Annotated in this window: 15 protein-coding genes; 7 read left to right on the forward strand and 8 right to left on the reverse strand. The window is 67.6% G+C overall.

What is annotated here, in order from left to right:
- Positions 1–3 precede the first annotated feature (3 nt).
- From ACNQQL_RS01870 to ACNQQL_RS01885, 4 genes are all read left to right on the forward strand, one after another.
- A complete protein-coding gene (locus tag ACNQQL_RS01870) occupies positions 4–2,271 on the forward strand; it encodes a polysaccharide biosynthesis tyrosine autokinase (RefSeq protein WP_347063001.1) in 2,268 nt (755 codons plus the stop codon).
- A 63-nt stretch (positions 2,272–2,334) separates the two neighbouring features.
- Positions 2,335–3,687, forward strand: a complete 1,353-nt coding sequence (locus ACNQQL_RS01875) for an oligosaccharide repeat unit polymerase (RefSeq protein WP_347063002.1) — start codon at positions 2,335–2,337, stop codon at positions 3,685–3,687.
- Positions 3,688–3,794: 107 nt separating this feature from the next.
- A complete protein-coding gene (locus tag ACNQQL_RS01880) occupies positions 3,795–4,853 on the forward strand; it encodes an acyltransferase (RefSeq protein WP_347063003.1) in 1,059 nt (352 codons plus the stop codon).
- A gap of 20 nt (positions 4,854–4,873) precedes the next feature.
- Positions 4,874–6,154: a right-handed parallel beta-helix repeat-containing protein gene (locus tag ACNQQL_RS01885; RefSeq protein ID WP_347063004.1), complete on the forward strand. Its 1,281-nt coding sequence runs from the start codon at positions 4,874–4,876 to the stop codon at positions 6,152–6,154.
- Between the two features lie 45 nt (positions 6,155–6,199).
- On the opposite strand, the gene ACNQQL_RS01890 is transcribed toward ACNQQL_RS01885, so the two are convergent.
- Both ACNQQL_RS01890 and ACNQQL_RS01895 read right to left on the reverse strand, forming a co-directional pair.
- On the reverse strand, positions 6,200–7,780 hold the full coding sequence (locus ACNQQL_RS01890) for a mannose-1-phosphate guanylyltransferase/mannose-6-phosphate isomerase (protein WP_347063005.1): 1,581 nt from the start codon (positions 7,778–7,780) through the stop codon (positions 6,200–6,202).
- Complete coding sequence (locus ACNQQL_RS01895; protein ID WP_347063006.1) at positions 7,777–8,439, reverse strand: drug:proton antiporter; 663 nt, start codon at positions 8,437–8,439, stop codon at positions 7,777–7,779. Before ACNQQL_RS01895 ends, ACNQQL_RS01890 begins: the two co-directional genes overlap by 4 nt.
- 216 nt (positions 8,440–8,655) lie before the next feature.
- Between ACNQQL_RS01895 and ACNQQL_RS01900 the strand changes: the two genes are divergently transcribed.
- Both ACNQQL_RS01900 and ACNQQL_RS01905 read left to right on the forward strand, forming a co-directional pair.
- Positions 8,656–9,879 (forward strand): glycosyltransferase family 4 protein, encoded by a 1,224-nt coding sequence (locus ACNQQL_RS01900; RefSeq protein WP_347063154.1) that lies wholly within the window; start codon positions 8,656–8,658, stop codon positions 9,877–9,879.
- A gap of 690 nt (positions 9,880–10,569) precedes the next feature.
- Entirely contained in the window at positions 10,570–11,961 is a 1,392-nt protein-coding gene (locus ACNQQL_RS01905; RefSeq protein WP_034179702.1) for a sigma-54 dependent transcriptional regulator, read from the forward strand.
- Positions 11,962–12,008: 47 nt separating this feature from the next.
- Here the strand turns inward: ACNQQL_RS01905 and ACNQQL_RS01910 are convergent, their stop codons facing one another.
- The 6 genes from ACNQQL_RS01910 to ACNQQL_RS01935 all read right to left on the reverse strand — a co-directional run bounded on the left by ACNQQL_RS01910 (position 12,009) and on the right by ACNQQL_RS01935 (position 18,916).
- Positions 12,009–14,492, reverse strand: coding sequence for a glycoside hydrolase family 2 protein (locus ACNQQL_RS01910; protein WP_347063007.1), 2,484 nt, complete (start codon positions 14,490–14,492; stop codon positions 12,009–12,011).
- A complete protein-coding gene (locus tag ACNQQL_RS01915) occupies positions 14,489–15,553 on the reverse strand; it encodes a DUF1839 family protein (protein ID WP_347063008.1) in 1,065 nt (354 codons plus the stop codon). Before ACNQQL_RS01915 ends, ACNQQL_RS01910 begins: the two co-directional genes overlap by 4 nt.
- A complete protein-coding gene (locus ACNQQL_RS01920) occupies positions 15,550–16,524 on the reverse strand; it encodes an amino acid--[acyl-carrier-protein] ligase (RefSeq protein ID WP_347063009.1) in 975 nt (324 codons plus the stop codon). The genes ACNQQL_RS01915 and ACNQQL_RS01920 overlap by 4 nt, the downstream gene beginning before the upstream one ends.
- Positions 16,521–17,717 carry an acyl-CoA dehydrogenase family protein gene (locus tag ACNQQL_RS01925; RefSeq protein WP_347063010.1) on the reverse strand — a complete coding sequence of 399 codons (1,197 nt, stop codon included), beginning with the start codon at positions 17,715–17,717 and terminating at the stop codon, positions 16,521–16,523. Before ACNQQL_RS01925 ends, ACNQQL_RS01920 begins: the two co-directional genes overlap by 4 nt.
- Positions 17,714–17,965 carry an acyl carrier protein gene (locus tag ACNQQL_RS01930; protein WP_006490451.1) on the reverse strand — a complete coding sequence of 84 codons (252 nt, stop codon included), beginning with the start codon at positions 17,963–17,965 and terminating at the stop codon, positions 17,714–17,716. Before ACNQQL_RS01930 ends, ACNQQL_RS01925 begins: the two co-directional genes overlap by 4 nt.
- 168 nt (positions 17,966–18,133) lie before the next feature.
- Positions 18,134–18,916 carry a Crp/Fnr family transcriptional regulator gene (locus tag ACNQQL_RS01935; RefSeq protein WP_347063011.1) on the reverse strand — a complete coding sequence of 261 codons (783 nt, stop codon included), beginning with the start codon at positions 18,914–18,916 and terminating at the stop codon, positions 18,134–18,136.
- 131 nt (positions 18,917–19,047) lie between these two features.
- Here ACNQQL_RS01935 and ACNQQL_RS01940 point away from each other — a divergent pair, with 131 nt between their 5' ends.
- Complete coding sequence (locus ACNQQL_RS01940) at positions 19,048–19,254, forward strand: hypothetical protein (RefSeq protein ID WP_347063012.1); 207 nt, start codon at positions 19,048–19,050, stop codon at positions 19,252–19,254.
- Positions 19,255–19,784 lie beyond the last annotated feature (530 nt).

The raw sequence follows: 19,784 nt of genomic DNA on the forward strand, positions 1-19,784 counted from the left end.
TGCATGAACTCCCTGACCCTGCCTGACCCGCACGACGGGCCCACGTTGCGGCCGTCCTATCCGTACCGCCGCTACTGGACCATGCTGGTCGGCGGCCGGCGGCTGATCCTGTGCACGGCGCTCGCGGGCGCGCTTGCCGGGGCCGTCTATGCGCTTTGCGCGCGCCCCGTCTACCGGACCGACATCCTGTTCCAGGTCGAGCAGAGCCCGACCGAGTCGAAGCCGAACTCGCCGCCGGGCGATCCGTCGTCGGTGTTCGACCTGAAGACCGATGCGTCGACCGAGATCGAGGTGCTGAAATCGCGCGCGGTGATGGCGCGCGCGGTCGACGATACCAACCTGGCCGTCGACGCGCGGCCGCATTACCTGCCGATCGTCGGCTGGCGGTTCGTGAACGCGGCCGACGGGCTGTCGTCGCCGCTGCCGGGCGGTTACGTGTACGGCACGGAGCGCATCGACGTACCGACCTTCGACGTGCCGAAGCGTTTCCTCGGCAAGCGTTTCGCGCTGACCGTCGGCAACGACGGCGCCTATACGCTGCAGCGCACGGGCTTGCTCGGCAGGACGGGCCCGGTATGGCAGGGCAGGGTCGGCCAGCCGCTGCACGTCGAGACGCCGCAGGGGCCGCTCGACGTGTTCGTGCGCGGCGTCGCGGGCGAGCCCGGCGCGCGCTTCGACCTGACGCGCTACGCCGACGAAGAAGCGACGGCGTGGCTGCAGAAGAACGCGCTGATCTCGGAGCGCGGCAAGCAGTCGAACATGATCGGCGTGACGCTCGACGGTACCGATCCCGTGCACGACAGCCGCGTGCTGAACGCGGTCGGCGACGCGTATCTGGCGCAGAACACGCAGCGCAAGTCCGCGGCGGCCGACAAGCTGATCCGTTTCATGGACGCGCAGTTGCCGCAACTGAAGGCGCAGCTCGAACAGGCGGAAAGCCGCTTCAACGCGTTCCGCGCGGCGCACGGCACCGTCAACACGAGCGACGAAGGGCTGGCGCTGCGGCAGCAGTCGGTCGACATCGAGACGCGCGTGCAGACGCTGCAGCAACGCCGTGAAGAGCTGCTGACCCGGTTCATGCCGAAGCATCCGGCCGTCGTCGCGGTCGACGCGCAGCTCGCCGACGCCCAGCATTCGCTCGATACGGTGCGCAAGCAGATCCAGCAGTTGCCGACCGTCGAGCAGGGCGTGCTGCAACTGCAGCGCGACGTGGCCGTCGATACCGCGCTCTACACGAACCTGCTCAACACGCGCCAGCAGATGATCCTCGCGCGGGCCAGCAAGACCGGTACCGTGCGGATCGTCGATGCCGCGAAGGTCGCCGAGACGCCCACCGGGCCGCATCGCGGGATGGCCGTGATCGCGTCGCTGATCCTCGGCCTGCTGGCGGGTGCCGCGGTCGTGATCGTGCGGCAGCGTGTCGCCGGCACGGTCGGCGACGCCGAGGAAATCGAATGGTCGACAGGCCTGCCGGTGTTCGCGGCGGTGCCGCACAGCCCGGTGTCCGGGCAAGCCGTGCCGCCGTCGAAGGGAGCACGGCGGCGCGCCGCGCGCAAGCCGGAGCCGCCGGGCGCCCCGGAGGGCGCGGCGCTCGAAAGCCTGCGCAATTTCCGCACGGCGCTGCAATTATCGATGCCCGACGCACCGAACCGCGTCGTGCTGATCTCGGGGCCGACAACGGGCGTCGGCAAGTCGTTCGTCGCCGCGAATCTCGCGTCGCTGGTGGGTGCCGCGAAGCGGCGCGTGCTGCTGATCGACGCGGACCTGCGCAAGGGCTCGCTGCACGAGCGGTTTCGCTACAGCCGCGCGCCGGGCCTGGCGGATGTGGTGGCGGGTACGCACGCGCTCGACCAGGCGATCAGGCGCGACGCGATGCCCGGCCTCGATTTCATGCCGATGGGCAACGTCGTGCCCGATCCGGGCGAACTGCTGCTGCAGCCCGCGCTCGCGGAACTGATCGAGCGCGTCGCGTCGCGCTACGACATGGTCGTGATCGACGCGCCGCCGCTGCTGCCGGTGGCCGACGCGCTGGTGCTCGGACGCCTGGCCGGGACCGTGTTCCTCGTCGCGCGCAGCGGCGTGACGACGCTGACGGAACTCGACGAAAGCGCACGGCGGCTCGAGCACGCGCATATCGACGTACGCGGCGTGATCCTGAACGATTTCAAGGGCGCGCCGGGACGGTACGACTACGGATACACGGAGGCGAACACCCATCAGGCCGCGTCCGGCTATGCCGGCGCGATGGCGGCGCGGCGGCCGGCGCGCTGAGCGGCGAATACGCGGCACCGGGTTTCGCGCGGTGCGCGCACGGGAAGCGATGGAACGGACATCATGAACAAACGAGTGGCGGCCGGCGTGCGCGTGCGGCAGCGACAGCCGGCGACGTTGCGCCGGGCGGCGCGCGCCGGCCGGGCTGCCGGTTACGCGGGTTACTGGTGGGAGGATCCGGCGCGGCTCGTGCTGATCTTCATCCTGCCGTTGTACGCGATGCTGTCGATCGGCCTGCTCGGCGATCAGAAGTCGATCGCGCGCATCTATTTCGACGGCTACGCCGCGTTCGCGGGCGGCCTGTTCCTGCTGGTGCTGACCGCGTCCGCGTGGTTCGCGGCGACCGACGCGCAGTTCCGGCGCGTGCCGGACGACGGGCCGGTCGAGCTGTCGCCGCGCGTGCTCGATTTCGTGTTCGCGCTCGCGCTGTTCGGCTATCTCGTGATGATGAGCGGCATCCTCGCGCATCCGGCCGTGCTGTTGTCGTTCCTGTCCGGCACGGCGAACACGTTCGAGCTGATCGAGCTGAAAGGGCGCGTCACCGGCCTGAGCACCTTCACGCAGGCGACGGCGCCGTTCGTCGCGCTGTATTTCTACGTGTTCCGGACGCCGGTCAAGGGGTTCAACCGCTACAAGGCGTACCTGGCCGTGCTCACCGTGCTGACGCTGCTGCGCAGCTTCATCTTCGCGGAACGGCTTGCGATCATCGAGATGGTATTGCCGTTCGCGCTGATGGTCGTGCGGTTCCGGTTCGGCCGCAAGCGTTCGCGGCTCCTGGCGCTCGGGCCGTATGCGGCGATTCCGCTGCTGCTCGGCCTGTTCATCGTGAACGAATACAACCGTTCGTGGGAGACCTACTACATCAACATCTACGACAACATCTTCGATTTCGCGCTCGAACGCCTGGGCCTGTACTACTCGACGTCGCTGAACAACGGCGCCGGGATCCTCAACGTGCTCGGCTGGGGCAGCGGGCATCCGATGTTCACGTTCGACTGGCTGCTGCGCTTCCCGGTGGTCGGCGCGACGCTGCAGCCGTGGCTCGATTCGGGCGACAGTCTAGACCTGTTCCTGAACAGCTACGCCGACCCCGAGTTCAACAATCCGTCGGGCATCTTCGTCCACTTCTACGAATGGGGCTGGTTCGGGTTGCTGAACGCGGCGTTTGCCGGCTGGGTGTTCGGTCGCGGCTACGCGGGGTGGCGGAGCGGGAACGGCTTCTGGTGCTGCGCGCACGCGGTGCTTTATGTGTCGCTGATGGAAATCCTGCGGATTCCGAACCTGTTCAGCGGCCGCAACTTCGTACCTGTCGTGCTGTTGATCGTCGTGTTCCGGTGGTTCGCAAAGCAGCCGCAACGGGCGTCGCCCGCAGCCGCGCGCGTCGCGGCGATCCGGCACGCGCCCGATATCGGCTAACTGTCGCCCAGCCCACAGTCTTTCGCCGCCGGCATGCATAGAGTGGAACGTCTCATGACCACTCGCAACGCGCGCGCCCTGACGGCGCCGCCGCATCGACCGCTCACATGACTACGACCGCACGCGAAACCAGCCTCGACGTCGCCCGTGGCGCGGGGATCATTCTTGTCGTCTACGGACACGTGTTGCGCGGAGTCGCCTCGTCGGGCCTCGTGCCGGCCGGCCTGCCCGATACCGTGTTCGCATGGATCGACTACGTGATCTACACGTTCCACATGCCGCTGTTCTTCTTCCTGTCCGGGCTGCACGTCTGCGGCTCGTTGCGCAGCGCGCCGCACCGCTTCATGGGGTCGAAGGTGCGGACGATCGTCTATCCATACCTGCTGTGGTCGGTCCTGCAAGGCGGGGTGCAGATCGCGATGGCGTCGCACGGCACCAATCATCCATTCACGCTCGCCGACCTGCTGGCGATCGGCTGGCGGCCGTTCGCGCAGTTCTGGTTCCTGTATGCGCTGATGCTTTGCATGATCGGCGTCTGGCTGCTTGCGCGGCGGGTGCCTGCATTTGCGCAGGTACCGATGCCGCCGCGCATCCGCGGCGCGCTCATGGCAAGCGCGGTGCTCGGGCTGGCCGTCGGCGCGGCGACGCAATGGGGCATCCTGTCGACGACGCTGATGAACTGGCCGTTCTTCGTGGCCGGCGTCGTTGCATCGCGCGCGTTGCCGGGATGGCTCGAACGCCACAGCCATCCCGTGGCATGCGCGGTGACGGCGGCGGTCTTCGTCGCGGCGGTCGTTTTGGCGCACGGCCTGGGTGGTGCAACGAGCGTCTGGGCCGTGCCCGCCGCGTTCGCCGGCATCGCGCTGATGCTGCAGTTCGCGTACCGGTATGCGTCGTCCCCCGCGCGGGCCGGGTGGCTGGCGGCGGTCGGGTGGGCGTCGATGCCGATCTACCTGATGCATATCGTGGTGATGGGCGGCGTGCGCATCGTGCTGATGCGCGCGGGCGTCGGCAGTCTCGCGGCTCACCTCGCGCTCGGCACGCTCGCCGGCGTGGCGGTTCCGATGGCGGTCTACCTGATCGCGTTGCGCACGGGGACTGCTCGGGTGGCCGGATTTCCGTCGTGGCCGGGGCGCGGGGCGGTTGTGCGCCCGCAGGCCGCATGACACGCGTGGAAGCGTCCGGCATGCGTAGACGCCGATGCCTTTCCCGTCTCTGCTGCGCGATGCTCGGCGTATGGGCGATGGGTAGTCCCGCGCTGGCTGCGCACGCCGCGGCGGCGGCCGCATCCGCGGCGCAGGGCGCGATCCGCGCGACGGTGCCGGATGCGCATGTCGACCCCGCACGCGACGGCGCGGACCAGGCCGACGCGCTGCAACGCGCGCTGGACGCGCTGCATCCCGGCCAGCGGCTCGTGTTCGCGCCGGGGCGCTACATCGTCGGCCGTTCGCTCGTCGTTCGGCAAGCGCAGGTCGTGCTGTCGGGTTACGGCGCGACGCTGATCGCGACCGAGCCGGACGACCAGACGATCGAGATGCGCGGCGACGGCACGACGATCGTCGGATTCTGGCTGGCAGGAACCGGCTCGACGCGGATGGAAACGCCGAAATCGACCAAGATCGAAGTGACCGGGCGCGGCGTGCAGGTGCTCGACAACGCGATCGACGGCGGAGGCGGCGGCATTTTCGTGTTCGGCGGAGCGGATGTCGCGATCGTCGGCAACGAGGTGCTGGCGACGCTGGCGGACGGCATCCACATCACGCACGGCGCGCGCAACGTGCTCGTGCAGGGTAACGTCGTGCGCGGCACCGGCGACGACATGATTGCCGTGGTGAGCTACCAGGGCGACGGCGTGCTCAGCCGCAACGTGCTGATTACCGGCAACTCGCTCGAGGGCAATGCGTGGGGGCGCGGCATCACGGTGGTCGGCGGCGCGGACGTGACGATCGCGAACAACATCGTGCGCAACGTGCAGGTGAGCGCGGGCATTCTCGTCGCGCAGGAAGACAGCTTCCGGACCTACGGCGCGTCCGGCGTGCTGGTCGAGAACAACGAGATCTCGGATATCCAGACCGCGACCGCGCGCACCGATCCGCGCCCGCTGACGCAGCAGGCCGCGATCGACGTCAGTACGTGGTCGGGCTCGGTGACGCGCGTGGCCGTGATCGGCAACCGCGTGTCGCGCGCGCGGTTCGCCGGCATTCGCGTATGGGGAAACGTGTCGCAATACCGGATCGCGGATAACCGGTTGTCCGCGATCGGCGGGATGCCGGTACAGGTGGGCGGTGGCGGAGGAGGCTGCGCCGCGGGCCACCCGAATGCAGGAGGATCGAAGGTGGGGCAGTGCGGGGCGGCGGCCGTACAGCCGCTCGCGACAGGCGTGACGGTGGGCGCGGACACGTCGCAGTTGCCGCGCGTGCGCGAATCGCTGAGGCAGGCACGCTGGTCGCAGCGCGGCATCGATTGACGACACGATGCGCGCGCCGGCGTGCACGGCCTGCGCTTACCGCGCTTACCGCACGACGTCTCCTTCGACGGCCCGCTCATGCGGTTCCCGCGAAGCGGGCGGCACCGCACGCGTTTCCGGCAGCGCGTCGACGACCGCGCGTCCGTACTGGTCGTCGAAGCGCACGATATCGTCTTCGCCGAGATAGTTTCCCGATTGCACCTCGATGATCTCGAGCGGAATCCGGCCGGGATTCTCGAGGCGATGCACCTCGCCGACGGCGATGTACGTCGATTCGTTCTCGCTGAGCAGGAACGTCTCGGTGCCGCGCGTCACCTTCGCGGTGCCGCGCACGACGATCCAGTGTTCGGCGCGGTGATAGTGCATCTGCAGCGACAGCCGCTTGCCCGGTTCGACGACGATCCGCTTCACCTGGAACCGTTCGCCGAGATCGATCGAATCGTAATGCCCCCACGGACGCTGCACCTTGCGGTGCTCGCTCGCCTGCGGACGCCGGTCGCTCTTCAGGCGCGCGACGATGTTCTTCACGCGCTGAACGTCGTGCTTGTTCGCGACCAGCACCGCATCGGGCGTTTCGATCACGACGACGTCCTTCATCCCGACGCATGCGATGAGCCGCCCCTCCGAACGCACGAAGCTGTCCTGCGTGTCCTCGAACACGATCGGGCCGCGCGCGACGTTGCCGTGATCGTCCTTCGGCATGATTTCCCAGATCGCATCCCATGTGCCGACGTCCGACCAGCCGGCCGCGAGCGGCACCACGATCCCTTCGATGCCGAGCTCGCTGCTTTCGGCGAGGCGCTCCATGACCGCGTAGTCGATCGAGTCGGACGGGCAGGCGTCGAACGCCGCCGCGTCGATCCGGAAGAACGGATCCTCGGCGACGCCCGCGCGCCACGCCGCTTCGCAGGCTGCATGAATCGCGGGCGCCAGTGTGCGGATCGCCTTTAGCCAGACCGACGCGCGCGTGACGAAAATCCCGCTGTTCCACCAGTAGTCGCCCGACTGCAGGTAGCGTTCGGCGAGCGTCGCGTCGGGTTTCTCGACGAAGCGCCCGATGGAATAGCCGCCTTGTCCGCCGTGGCGGCCGGTGCGCGGCTCGCCGACCTGGATATAGCCGTAGCCCGTTTCCGCGCGGCGCGGCAGCACGCCGAGCGTGACGATCGCGCCTTCCTGCGCGTAACGCGCCGCGCGCGCGATGGTGTCCTGGAATGCGCCGACATCGGCGATCACGTGATCGGCCGGCATCACCGCGAGCACGGGATCGTCCGCGAGCGCGCTCGCGTCGAGCGCGGCGAGCGTGAGCGCCGGTGCCGTGTTGCGAGCGGCCGGCTCGAGCAGGATGCGCGCCGGCGCCGCACGGCCGACCACTTGCGCGGCACTCATGATGCGGTGCTGTTCGCCGCACACCAGCAGCAGCGTGTCGCCGAGCGATGCGTTCGCGATGCCGTTCAGGCGGCGTGCCGTCGCCGACAGCGGCGATTCGTTCGAGGTCAGCTCGATCAGTTGCTTCGGATACTGCTCGCGCGACAGCGGCCAGAGGCGCGTGCCCGAGCCGCCGGCAAGGATGACCGGCAGGATGCGCGGAAGGTCGGGTTCGGGAACCGGGTGAAGGGTGCGGGTCATCGATTGGCTCCGGTATCGGCGGGCAGCCGGTTGCGCGCGCGACCGTCGACGAGCACGTCTTCGTTTCGGGGCCGGGGCGTCGAAACGGCCCGGGACAGCAGTTGACGCAGCGCACCGGCGGCGCGATCGGCCGGCCGGATCATGCCGACGAACGGCGCGCCCTGTTCGAGATACGGGCCGTACGCCTTGCGGAATCCGAAGCGTTTGTAGAAGGCCTGGCGCGGCGCGGGAACGTGCGTGCGGAGCGCGGCGTCCGGCCACGCGGCCAGCGCGGCGGTCAGCGCGCGTTCGATCAGGCGTTCGAGCGTATCGCCGTCGCGACACGCCTCGCTTGTCAGTACCTTGTCGATCACGACATCCGGATCGATGTCGTCGCCGGGCAGGATGCGCGCGTAGGCCGCGACTTCCGCCGTGTCGCCGTTGCGCACGCTTGCATACACGTGCAGCGCGCCGGCGTCCTTGCCGTCGATGTCGAGATGCGTGTGTGCGTCCTCGACCACCAGCACGGCGTTGCGCGCGCGCAGGATTGCATAGAGATCGACGGCGCTCAGATGTTCGAATTCACAACAATGCCATTCCATGATGCGGTCCTCGCGTGAAGCCTTCAGCACGCTGTACCCCACGGACGCGTTCGTTCCGTGCGATGCGGCAATGGTCATGATGCGGATGCCGCGCGCGCCGGTCTGTTCGAAAGCGCACTCACGCCGCGGTTTCGCGCGGCCGGCGTGCTGCACGGCAATGCGCGCGCCGACAGCGGCGCAATGTGCGGTAGCACACATCGGCCGTGCCGGGGCTTTCCGATAATTGGCACGTCACGGCGGCCGCACTGCGCGGTCTGCCGACATCGAACGTGAATGAAGAACCGGGGGCAGTACTTGAAGATTGCGATCGTTCACGACTGGCTGGTCGTGCCTGGCGGCGCCGAACGCGTGCTGGCGCACATGATCGACTGCTTTCCGCAGGCCGATATCTACAGCCTCGTCGATTTCCTCGAGGATCGGGACTGCCTGCGCGGCCGCGCGGTGCGCACGTCCTTCATCCAGAAGCTGCCGTTCGCGCGCAAGCGCTACCGCGGTTATCTGCCGTTGTTTCCGCTCGCGATCGAGCAGTTCGACCTGTCGGAATACGACATCGTGCTGTCGAGCTCGTACGCGGTCGCGAAGGGCGTGCTGAGCGGCCCGGACCAGTTCCACGCCAGCTACGTGCATTCGCCGGTGCGCTACGCGTGGGATCTGCAGCACCAGTACCTGAACGAGGCGGGGCTCGCGCGCGGGCCGAAATCGGCGATCGCACGGGCGCTGCTGCATTACATCCGCAACTGGGATGCGCGCTCGGCGAACGGCGTCGATCGCGTGGCCGCGAATTCGCACTTCATCGCGCGCCGCATCCGCAAGACCTACCGGCGCGAGGCGACGGTGATCTATCCGCCGGTCGACGTCGACCATCTGTCGCTGCGCACGGACAAGGACGCGTTCTACCTGACCGCGTCGCGGCTCGTGCCGTACAAGCGGATCGACCTGATCGTCGACGCGTTTTCGCGTACGCCGGAGCGCCGTCTCGTCGTGATCGGCGACGGCCCTGAAATGGCGAAGATCCGCGCGCTTGCCGGGCCGAACGTTACGCTGCTCGGCTACCAGCCGTTCGATGTGCTGCACGACCACCTGCAGCGCGCACGCGCATTCGTGTTCGCGGCGGAAGAGGATTTCGGCATTTCGCCGGTCGAGGCGCAGGCGTGCGGCACGCCCGTGATCGCTTACGGGAAGGGCGGCGTGCGCGAGTCGGTGCGTGCGTGGCCGTGCGCCGGTGCAACGGGCCTGTTCTACCGCGCGCAGACGGTCGACGCGCTGGTCGACGCGCTAGCCCGCTTCGAAGCACTGCCGCGGGGTTCGTTCGATCCGCACGCGTGCCGTGCAAATGCCGAATGCTTCGGCTCGGCGCGTTTCCGGGGCGAGCTCACGCGCTTCGTGATGGATGGTTATGCTGCATTGCAGGAGGAGATGGCCGGCACCGCCGGTTTCACGCCGGGCGACGGCGTTTCGGCCCGTGGCAACCTGCACGATCGGCAGGCCCGGCAACGCGAGGCGGCACTGCGGACCTGACCGGCGGCGCTGGCGTTTGGTTACGACGCTGTAACGAACGACCCGGGCGCGTGCGTTCTCCGCGCGGTGCCGGTGGGGCACGCGCGCGGCGATTATCGACTCGCAGAGCGGGACGTCCGGATTTATTCCGGGATTTCGGAGAAAATCGCGGGCAATGGACGCAGCGATCTTGCCGAAAAGTGGGATTTGCCACTGATTGACGGGAATAGTCATAGATAATCAAATTTCAGTGGTCAAAGGTGTGTTATGCGGGCCGACCGGTGGCGTAATGGGCTGAATCATGTTTATCTTTTGGTAACACGGCCATCTCGAAACGGGGTGTAGATTCACGAACGGATGAAATGCGGCGGTCATTCCGGGAGCGGGTTGGCGGCCATCCGGTTCGGCATCGGGCGCGACTGTCGTGTACGACGCAACGCACCTGCGGACGGATTTCCCGTTTGCCGACGTGCTCCGCCTGACGGCGCGTCGCATCAAAGCCGGAACGTCGTGGCTCCCGCGGCCGCGCGTTCCCTTCGAGTTCGATGACAACGAGGCCGGATGACATCCGGCTCGACCTCCGGGGGCTCTCGCCGTGTGCAGTTTCGATCTTCGCCAAAGCTGCGGAAACGCAGCGCGGACAGGCAGCCATGTGCCGCCGGCCGCAGCGCACGCGAACGGTTCGCGGAGTGGAGAAAGTGATGGTTCGTTATGAATATGCCAATAACGCGCGATAAGAGCGCCGGCGGGGGAAGCGGTAACGGGCAGCGTCCGCTGATTTACTGGACGCAGTCGCCGTCCGTCATGCTGCGAAAGGAACTGGCCCGACGCGACTGGAAGGTGTCGATCGTCGAGCATGCGAACGAGCTGCGCAATACGCCCGGCGAAATCACCTGCGGCATTCTCGACCTGAGCGGCGGCCATGCCGATGCGATCGGCAGCATCGCGTCGACCTGTGCGTCGATGCGCGACGTCGTGTGGGTCGCGCTCGTCGACGTCGGCCAGACCGCTTCCCCGAACGTGCGCGCGCTGTTGCGCGACTATTGCTTCGACTACGTCACGTTGCCCGCGTCGCACCAGCGGATCGCCGATACGGTCGGCCATGCATACGGCATGGAATGCCTGTTCGCGCGCGACCGCGAGCAGCTCGAATCGGACGAGAAAGGCATCGTCGGCACCTGCAGCGCGATGCTGCGGCTGTTCGACACGGTGCGGCGCTTCGCGCGCACCGACGCACCGGTGTTCGTGTTCGGCGAAACGGGTACCGGCAAGGAGCTGACGGCCGTCGCGATCCATCGTCATTCGGAGCGGCGCAACGGCCCGTTCGTCGCGGTCAACTGCGGCGCGATTCCGCCGCATCTGCTGCAATCGGAGCTGTTCGGTTATGAGCGCGGCGCGTTTACCGGCGCGAACGCGCGCAAGATCGGCTATGTCGAGGCCGCGAACGGCGGCACGCTGCTGCTCGACGAGATCGGCGACCTGCCGCACGAGAGCCAGGCGAGCCTGCTGCGTTTTCTGCAGGAGCGCTCGATCCATCGCCTCGGCGGCAGCGATCCGGTGCCGGTCGATGTCAGGATCGTATCGGCGACGCACGTCGACCTGCGCGGCGCGATGGAGGAAGGGCGTTTTCGCGCGGACCTGTTCCACCGCCTGTGCGTGATGCGCATCGACCAGCCGCCGCTGCGCGCGCGCGGCAAGGACATCGAACTGCTCGCGCACCACATGCTCGAACGCTTCCGCGGCGATGCGCGTCATCGCGTGCGCGGCTTCTCGACGGACGCGATCACCGCACTCTACAAGCACGACTGGCCCGGCAATGTCCGCGAACTGATCAACCGCGTGCGCCGCGCGGTCGTGATGACCGAAGGGCGCCTGATCACCGCGCGGGATCTCGAGCTCGAATACTGTCTCGATGCGGCGTCGCCGTCCGTGGCCGACATCCGCAAGTCGATCGAGCGCGAGGCGATCGAAACCGCGTTGCTGCGCACGCGCGGGCGCGTCGCGGCTTCGGCGCGCGAGCTTGGCGTGTCGCGCGCGACGCTGTATCGCTGGATGGAAGCGTACGGGATCGAGCGGCCGCGCGGCACGGGTTCGTCCGACTGACGTTCGAATTGCGGCGCTCGCGGCGCATGGCGCCTGCGAGCGTCGCGTCAACCGGCCTGCGTGGCGCGTACCGTTCGCGCGGCGTTTACCGCGCGGATTTCCACGGCAGGCGGTCCGCCGTCCGCGTCCCGAATCTTCCCGGCGGTTTCCAGCGGAACGAGCGCGACGCGCGCCGGCGTGCCGGGCGCGAGATGAAACCAGTCGTCGCGCGGCATGAAACCCGGCGCGTCGATCTGCACGTGGCGCGCGACGTGCCGCGTGTCGATGTCGACGTGCCACGTATCGCCGGTGCGCGACACGCACGCTTCGATCCCGAGTTCGCGGCGCGCCAGCACGGCCGGATGCGTGCGGGACGGGAAATGGAACGCCTGCGACAGCAGCGTGCCGTCGTCGGTGCGTAGCGTCGCGACGACGGTGTCGTGTTCGCAGGGCCCGAAACGGTACGCATAGGTCCAGTCGAAGAACCGGCCGAGCAGCTCGGCCGAGCCGATCCGTATCGTGTCGTGCGCGGCGATCCGTACCGGGCAGCCGGCCCGCGCGACCGGTGTGCGGCCGTCGCGCAGCGCGACCAGTTCGACGGCCGCCGACAGCGGCGCCGGGCGCTCGTTGACCACATGCACGTCGAGCCCGTTCAAGCCTTCGTCGACGAGCAGCACCTGCACGGGCTGCAGCACCTGGCGCAGCGCATACCACGCCGATTTCGGCCGGCGCGTGGCGTCGATCACACCCCATCCGGCACCAGGCATCACGTCCTGGAACTGCCATACGAGCGCGCCGGCGCAGCGTGAACCGGCGCGCCGCCATTCGGAGAACGTCTCGCGCATCACGTCCGCGATCGCGGCCCTCGACAGTTCGAAGTAGCGTGCCGGATCCTCGCGGCGCAGCTGGTCGGGCGCGACGTCGTACAGCGTCTGCAGATAGTGGTCGCGAATGTCCTCGAAATCCCACGACGTGCCGGGGTCGCGCGGCACGGCCGCCTTCCAGCGCGGCTCGTGCACGCCGGGCCAGCCGAGGCTGGCGAGCGTCGCATCGCACGGCACGTTCGCGAACGCGAGGCATTCGCTCGCGAAGCGCACGTCCGCGCGGCGCGCATCGTCGAGCGGGCGCAGGTACGCGCCGACGCCGTAGTAGTGCGATACGCGCTCGCGCGGCGCGAACGGCAGCACGCCGCCGTCGGGCGAATCGGGCACATACGGGACGTCGGGCCGGCGCGCGGCCGCGTGGCCGGCCAGCCGCTCGGCGGTCAGCTCGAGGAAGCGCTGCTTCGGCCCGAGCCCCGACATCGCCGCCTGTTGCGCGATCTCGCTGCCGCCGCACAGCACCGCGAGCGACGGCGACGCCCCGTGGCGCGCGAGGAATTGATCGGCTTCACGGTCGACGTTGTCCGCGAACGCGGGATCGTCGAGCGCATGATCGAAGTTCGCGAACATGAAGTCCTGCCAGACCAGCAGCCCGAGCCGGTTGCACCACGCGTGGAATGCGTCGGCTTCGTAGGTCATCGTGCCGCCGACGCGGATCATGTTGAAGCCTGCGTCGCGTGCGAGCCCGAGCAGGCGGCCGTAGGTGGCGTCGTCCGCGTGCAGCGCAAGCGGTGCGGCGCTGCTCCAGCATGCGCCGCGCGCGAACACGGGCACGCCGTTGATGCGCAGCCCGAATCCCTTGCCGTCGGCGCCGGCATCGATCTCGATCGTGCGGAAGCCGGTCGAGCCGAGCGGCCGCCGTTCGTCGCCGATATGCAGCGCGATTTCGTAGAGTGCCGGCTCGCCATGCGTATGCGGCCACCAGCGGCGCACGTTGGGCACCGCGACGCTCGCGCGTAGCCGGTCGGTGCCGGCGCGTTCGAGCGTCGCTTGGTGTTCGCCGCACGACAGTCTTGCCGCGAGCGCGTCGGGCAACGGCGCGGCAAATGTCAGTTCGGCATCGAGCCAGCCCGTGTCGCCTTCGACGCGCGCACGCAGGTCGCAGTCGACCGGAACGAAGCCGTCGGCCGGATCGAGTACGTCGACGGGGCGCCACGGGCCGGTCGGCACGTATGGCGGAAACCAGCCGGGCATGTGTCCGAACAGCGACGTGCGGACCGTGCGCAGCGCCGCCGGCTCGGCGAGCCGCGTGCGCCAGCGCGCACGGCGCGGCGCGCGCGCGTCGCGCAGGTGCGGCGCGAGCGCACCGAAGCAGAGCGTCAGCCGGTGCGTGCCGTCGAGCGATACGGGAACGTCGTGCGCGACGAACATGCTGTCGGAGCGGAGGATCGGCGTGTCATCGAGCCACGCCTGCGTGAGCGTCGCGAGGCCGTGAAAGCGCAGCACGCGCGGCCCGCGCCCGCGCAGTTCGATCCGGTACCAGTGATCGCGTTCGTCGAGCGACGCCGCTTCGTCGAGCCGGCCGGCCAGCGCGAGCGCCTGCGCGACCGTGCCGGGCACCGGCGCCGCGATCCAGCCGTCGCCGTCGGCCGGAAGATCGCGCGGTTCCCGCGCGGCGCCTGCGGCCGTCGCCAGCATCGACCACGCGGGCAGGGCACGCGCGCGCGTCACCGCATGGCCGGCACGGGCGCCGCGTCGCTGCGCGCAGGCGTCGCGGGCGCCACATGCCGCGACGGCGAGCCGATCTGCCGCGCGCAGGCGATGAGATCGACGTAGGCGGCCGCGATCGCCTCGAGCGTCGAATCGCCGCGTTCTTCCTTGCCGCGTGCGCAGGCGCGCGCGAGCCGGAACTCCAGCACCATCGCTTCGGACGCGATGCGGTCGCATGCGGCGCGGATCTCGGCGAACGGCCCGACGCAGCCGCTGGCCTGCAGCCAGCGCGCGTAATGGCCGAACAGTTCGAAATTCGCGCCGAGCTGCCGCACCGAATTGAACGAGTACGCATGAAAGTGTTCGAGCGGCGCATCGGCGAGCGTCTTCGCATCGGTCTGCAACTGTCGCCGGAATGCCGCGATCGGATCGACGACCGGCAGGCGCCTCAGGTGGCGCTGCAGCGCGGCGAGCGACGCTTCGCATAGCGCGCGCTCGTCGAGCGGCGCAAAGCGCCGCTTCGCGATTTCGACGTACGGCGGCAGCGTCATCGGCGAACTGCCGCCGACGAGCCCGTTGTAGTCGAAATCCTCGGCCACGTAATAGCCGCTGTTGTGGAAATAGCCGATCTGGCGCTTCGCGTGGTCGATCGCGTCGATGCCGATCGTCGTCTTCGTGTGCTGCGTGCGATAGCTGCTGCCGCGCGTGTCGGGCAGGAACCACGCGTCGACCTCGACGATCATCAGGTGCCCGCGCGCGACCTGCGTTTCGATGTGCCGGTCGAGCGGCTCGTAGATCGAGTGCTCCTGCACGACGATGCCGTAGAGCCGCTCCAGTTCGTCGTGCGGAAACTTGAAGAACGTGAACTGGTCGCCCTCGAAATCGAGCGCGATCGTAAACGGCAGCGCCGCGTACGGATTGAAACCCCACCACCGGAGCACCTCGAGCCACATGTCGACGTAGCAATTGGTCTGCTTCCAGACCATCTCCTGACTGTGCAGCGGGTGCGGCCGGTAGTGGCGCGCACGGTGGCGCACGTCGTCGAACGACGCGTCTTCGCCGTCGCGGGAAACGAACCTCATCGCGTGCCCCACAGCACGTCGCGGACCTCGCGCGGCCACGCGTCGATGTCGAAGCCGTGGTGGCGGAACAGCGCGAGCGTGAGCCGTTCGAGACCGAAGCCGACGCAGCCCGTATGCGCGACGTCGCCCGTCTCGGTGCGGATGTCCCACAGCAGCCCGAAATGGTCCATGTGGTAGTTGAAGCTCAGGCATGCGGTCTGGCGGTCGTCGTGCTCGATCGGGATCAGCAGCTCGAACTTCAGGTTCTGCTCGCGCTGGCTGTTCGCGACGATCTTGCCGCCGCGCCCGAAGAACGGGTCGTTCGCGAGATCGATCGCGTTCGGCAGGCGCAGCGCGTCGATCATCCGCGTGCCGCGCTCGATCCACGTCTCGCGGAACGCGACGATCTGTTCGGGCGTGCCGATCCGCACGTATTCGCGCATCCGGAACAACTGCATGCGGGTCGGATCGAGCGACGGCTCGTGGCGGAAGCAGTACGAGAACACGTCGACGATCCGGCCGTCGCCGGGCAGCGCACCCGCGCGTGCGACGACCGGATAGACCGGGTAGCATGCGGCCGGCGTCATCACGACGTAGGTCGGCTTCTGGTTTTCCGTCCAGTCGTCGCCGCGATCGAGACACTGCAACAGGCGCTGGTGCTGCTGCTCGTCGCCGCAGAACGCATGCACGCTGCCCGCGAGCTGCGGGAAGCTCTTCATGTATTCGCTGCGCTCGAATTCGGTGCGGCTCATCGCCGGCGGGAAGCGCAGCACTTCGGCCTGCTGGTCGGCGCCGAGGCGCGTGACGAATGCGTCGAGCGCTTCGACGACGCGCTCGAACCGTTCGCTGCGGCCGAACAGGCCCTGGATGCCGGTCGAGATCAGCAGGCCCGCGTCGATCAGCGCATCGCGCAGCGGATTGACGCCCGCGCGGTCGAGCGGCGCGTCGGCGGGAGAGGAGGCGGCGGAGGGCACGGCGAGGCGATCGTTCACGAATGTTTCTCCAGCGTCGCAGGACGCAGCGCGAGCAGCAGGCTCGAGGTGTTGGCGGCAATGCGGTCGTTGCTGATCATCAGCGGCGCCGCGTGCAGGTCGCGAATGTGGCGGCCGATGCTGAACGGCGTGCCTTGCTTGTAGCCGGCCATCCCGCAGATCATCATCGCCTGTTGCGCGACTTCCAGCGCGGTCGACGATACGTAGGTCTTCAGCGTGTTGATCTCGGCGGCCCAGGCCATGCCGGCGGACCACGAGCGGGCCGGCGTATTCGCATGAAGCCGCAGCACGTTGTCGACGCGGGCCTGCATCGCCTGCATCAGCTCGAGCGATTCGGCGATGCGCCGCGACGCGGGCGACGGCGCGCCGTCGGTCTGGCGTGCCTGCGCGCGGAAGAACTGGTGCGCGCGATGGAACGCGTCGCCGGCCACGCCGATCCAGACCGCGGCCCACAGGATGTGCGAGACCGGCACCATCGTTTCCTCGGCGATCTTCGCGAACGGCACCGGCAGGCACTGAACGGCGGCACCCTGTGCGTCGAGCACGAAGCCGTTGCTGCAGGTGCCGCGCATCCCGAGCGTGTCCCATTCGCCGCGGCGCGTGAGCGTATAGCCGTCGCGCAGCAGCGTGACGAGCACCTGTTCGGAAGCCGGCGCGTCCGCGTCGCGTCGCGCGGTCGCGAGGATGCCGTCCGCATAGTCGCCGTACGAGATCGTCGGCGCGGATTTGCGCAGCCGGAATTCGCTGCCGTCGGTTTCGAGCGCGCACTGGCTCGCGCGCAGGTTGCCGCCGACGCCGTCTTCCGACGTGGCCGACGCGAGCAGCCACTGGTGGCGCACGAGCTGCTGCAGGAACAACTTGTGCCAGCCCTGGTCGACGGCGTGGTTGACGATGCAGGCAACCTGGATCTGATGCATCGCGAACACCATCGCCGACGATGCGCAGGCCTGGCCGAGGATCGAGCAGGCCGAAGCGATGTCTTGCAGCGACGCGCCAGCGCCGCCGAGATGAGTCGGCACCATCGCGCCCAGCAGCCGGCGCGCGCGCATCGCCTCGATCGCCTCGACGGGGCAGCGCGCGTCGCGGTCGACCGCATCCGCGTGCTGCGCGGCGATCTGCGCGACGGCGTGCGCGGCCTCGTCGAGCCGATGCGATTCGCTGTCGGCCGCGAGTTCGGGAAGCAGCGCGCTCATGCGGAATGCTCGGTGCGTTGCAGCGTGGCGATCGTGTCCGCGAGTGCGTCGATGCTGCGGAACAGGTTGCGGTTCAGCATCTCGTCGGGAATCTCGATGTTGAACTGCTTCTCGATCGCGAGCATCAACTGGATCGTGTCGAGCGAGGAGAGGCCCGCTTCGTAGAGGTCGTCCCCGTCGCCGATCGAATCGATCGCGGCTTCGAGGTGGGCGACGTGCTTGAGGATGGTTCTGATTTCGTTTTTCACGTGCTGCTCCGGCGTGCGTGGTGTCGTCCGCTCGGGCAGACGCGCGCATCGCGCTGACATCCCCCCGGCAGTCCGGCATCAGTAGACCATTCGCACGCACGGCGTTCTGTTCGCCACCCTACAAACCGCTAACCCCGCATGCTGGCGCCGCACGAATCGGCGCGGCAATCAGGCACGCGATGCGGCCGGCACGCCCGAATCGGCCGACAGGATGCGTTTCATCTCGTCGCGCACGATCGCGCGGCAGCCGCACGACATCTTCTCGAGGCCGTCGAGGTCGGCCAGCTCGATCGAGCTCCGGTATTGCCGGATCAGGCCGAGCTTCTGGATTTCGCCGGCGGCATCGGTGACCGTTTCCCGCCGCACGCCGAGCATCTGCGCCAGCATGCTGTGCGTCACCTGGATCTCGATGCTGCGCGTACGGTCGTACGCCAGCAGGAACCATCTGCATAACTGATGTTTGAGCACATGATGACGGCTGCAGAACGTGATCTGCGATACCTGCGCCATCAAGAGCCGCACGCAGACGAACACGAGATGGCGGATCACCGGCGATGCGTCGAACGCGGCCGCGAACACGCGACGGTCGAGCCGGTAGACGAAGCCGCCGCGGCAAGCGACGGCACGGCACGGCATCCGGCCGCTGCCGCCGATCACGTCGTCGCAGACCACGCTTTCGCTGCCGATTTCCGCGACTTCCAGCGTCATGCCGCCGGACGACACGTACTGCAGCGAGATCGCCGTCGTGACGGGCAGGTAGACGGCTGCGAGCATTTCGCCGGGTTCGCACAGCACCTGCCCCGATTCCAGGTGAACGAGTTGAAGGTGGGGGACCAGCGTGGCGAGCTCGTCGCGGTCGACGGCCGCGAGAAACCGGTTCGCATCGAAACTGTGGGAAAGCTCGATCATGCCGTTCGCGTGCGCGACGACGTCGGGGGCCTGGTGAGTCACGGCGCATCCTCGTAGGGTGGCGTTCGCGCGCTGTCGCGGCGATACTCCCGAAAAGGGAATTTCGCACGCTCGTGCGGACTTGTGTTTCATCGAAATTCGAATGACGATGCTGCGCAAAGGCTAGCACGCAATTGAATTCAACCAATTTCACATTGCGTCATTTCACAAAGTTTGACGGTTTTGATTGGGTGCAAACGTTATCCGGATTTAATGATTCATTTGCCATGAAATTAATCATCCGCGATTGGAATGACAGGCTGGTCGACCATTCAATGTCGATCGTGAAGCAATCGACCGACGCCGCGCATCGTACGGGGAAATTGCCGCACGAGCATTGAACATTATTTGACAAATAAACCAGGGTTGCACGAATTCATCTAAGAATCAATCGCTTGCATGCGATATGTGCGATACCAGACATAGCCTGGAATTAGTGTGCCGATTCAAATTTGAGACAGTTTCAAACGACCGTGTGAAGCGTGGCGGCGCTTGCGCATGCTGTTCGGCACATCACGGAAACAATTGAAAATCGGCTGTAAGTATATGACCGGTAAGCCTCGTGGCACCGCCGCGGCGGCTCCGGTCCGGTGCGCAAATTGATCAGCAGAATGCGAAATGGTGTCCGTCGCGCCGAAGAGTGTCCGGAAATGAGACGCTTTTTTTGGTTTTGGGTGGGTTATTCGGTCGATCTAAATCGGATGTGATTCATATATTAAGGATGGGCGGGTATTGGCACGTAAATCGCTTATTCGGGCTGGCGTGTCGAAACGGTACGGTCGACTCAATCCGGAAGTGACAAGCCGATGGGCAGCCGGATTCAGGGTTGTGGGCCGCAACCGCTGTGAGCGTCCGGGCACGCATCGCGATA

The sequence above is a fragment of the Burkholderia sp. LFS061 genome, assembly GCF_047978125.1.
Taxonomy (GTDB): domain Bacteria; phylum Pseudomonadota; class Gammaproteobacteria; order Burkholderiales; family Burkholderiaceae; genus Burkholderia; species Burkholderia pyrrocinia_C.

What these genes read in the sequence shown, in the direction of transcription:
- ACNQQL_RS01870 (WP_347063001.1), top strand. Translation starts at nt 4, where the DNA reads ATGAACTCCCTGACCCTGCCTGACCCGCACGACGGGCCCACGTTGCGG.
- ACNQQL_RS01885 (WP_347063004.1), top strand. Translation starts at nt 4,874, where the DNA reads ATGCGTAGACGCCGATGCCTTTCCCGTCTCTGCTGCGCGATGCTCGGC.
- ACNQQL_RS01905 (WP_034179702.1), top strand. Translation starts at nt 10,570, where the DNA reads ATGAATATGCCAATAACGCGCGATAAGAGCGCCGGCGGGGGAAGCGGT.
- ACNQQL_RS01915 (WP_347063008.1), bottom strand. Translation starts at nt 15,553, where the DNA reads ATGAGGTTCGTTTCCCGCGACGGCGAAGACGCGTCGTTCGACGACGTG.
- ACNQQL_RS01890 (WP_347063005.1), bottom strand. Translation starts at nt 7,780, where the DNA reads ATGACCCGCACCCTTCACCCGGTTCCCGAACCCGACCTTCCGCGCATC.
- ACNQQL_RS01875 (WP_347063002.1), top strand. Translation starts at nt 2,335, where the DNA reads ATGAACAAACGAGTGGCGGCCGGCGTGCGCGTGCGGCAGCGACAGCCG.
- ACNQQL_RS01895 (WP_347063006.1), bottom strand. Translation starts at nt 8,439, where the DNA reads ATGACCATTGCCGCATCGCACGGAACGAACGCGTCCGTGGGGTACAGC.
- ACNQQL_RS01925 (WP_347063010.1), bottom strand. Translation starts at nt 17,717, where the DNA reads ATGAGCGCGCTGCTTCCCGAACTCGCGGCCGACAGCGAATCGCATCGG.
- ACNQQL_RS01880 (WP_347063003.1), top strand. Translation starts at nt 3,795, where the DNA reads ATGACTACGACCGCACGCGAAACCAGCCTCGACGTCGCCCGTGGCGCG.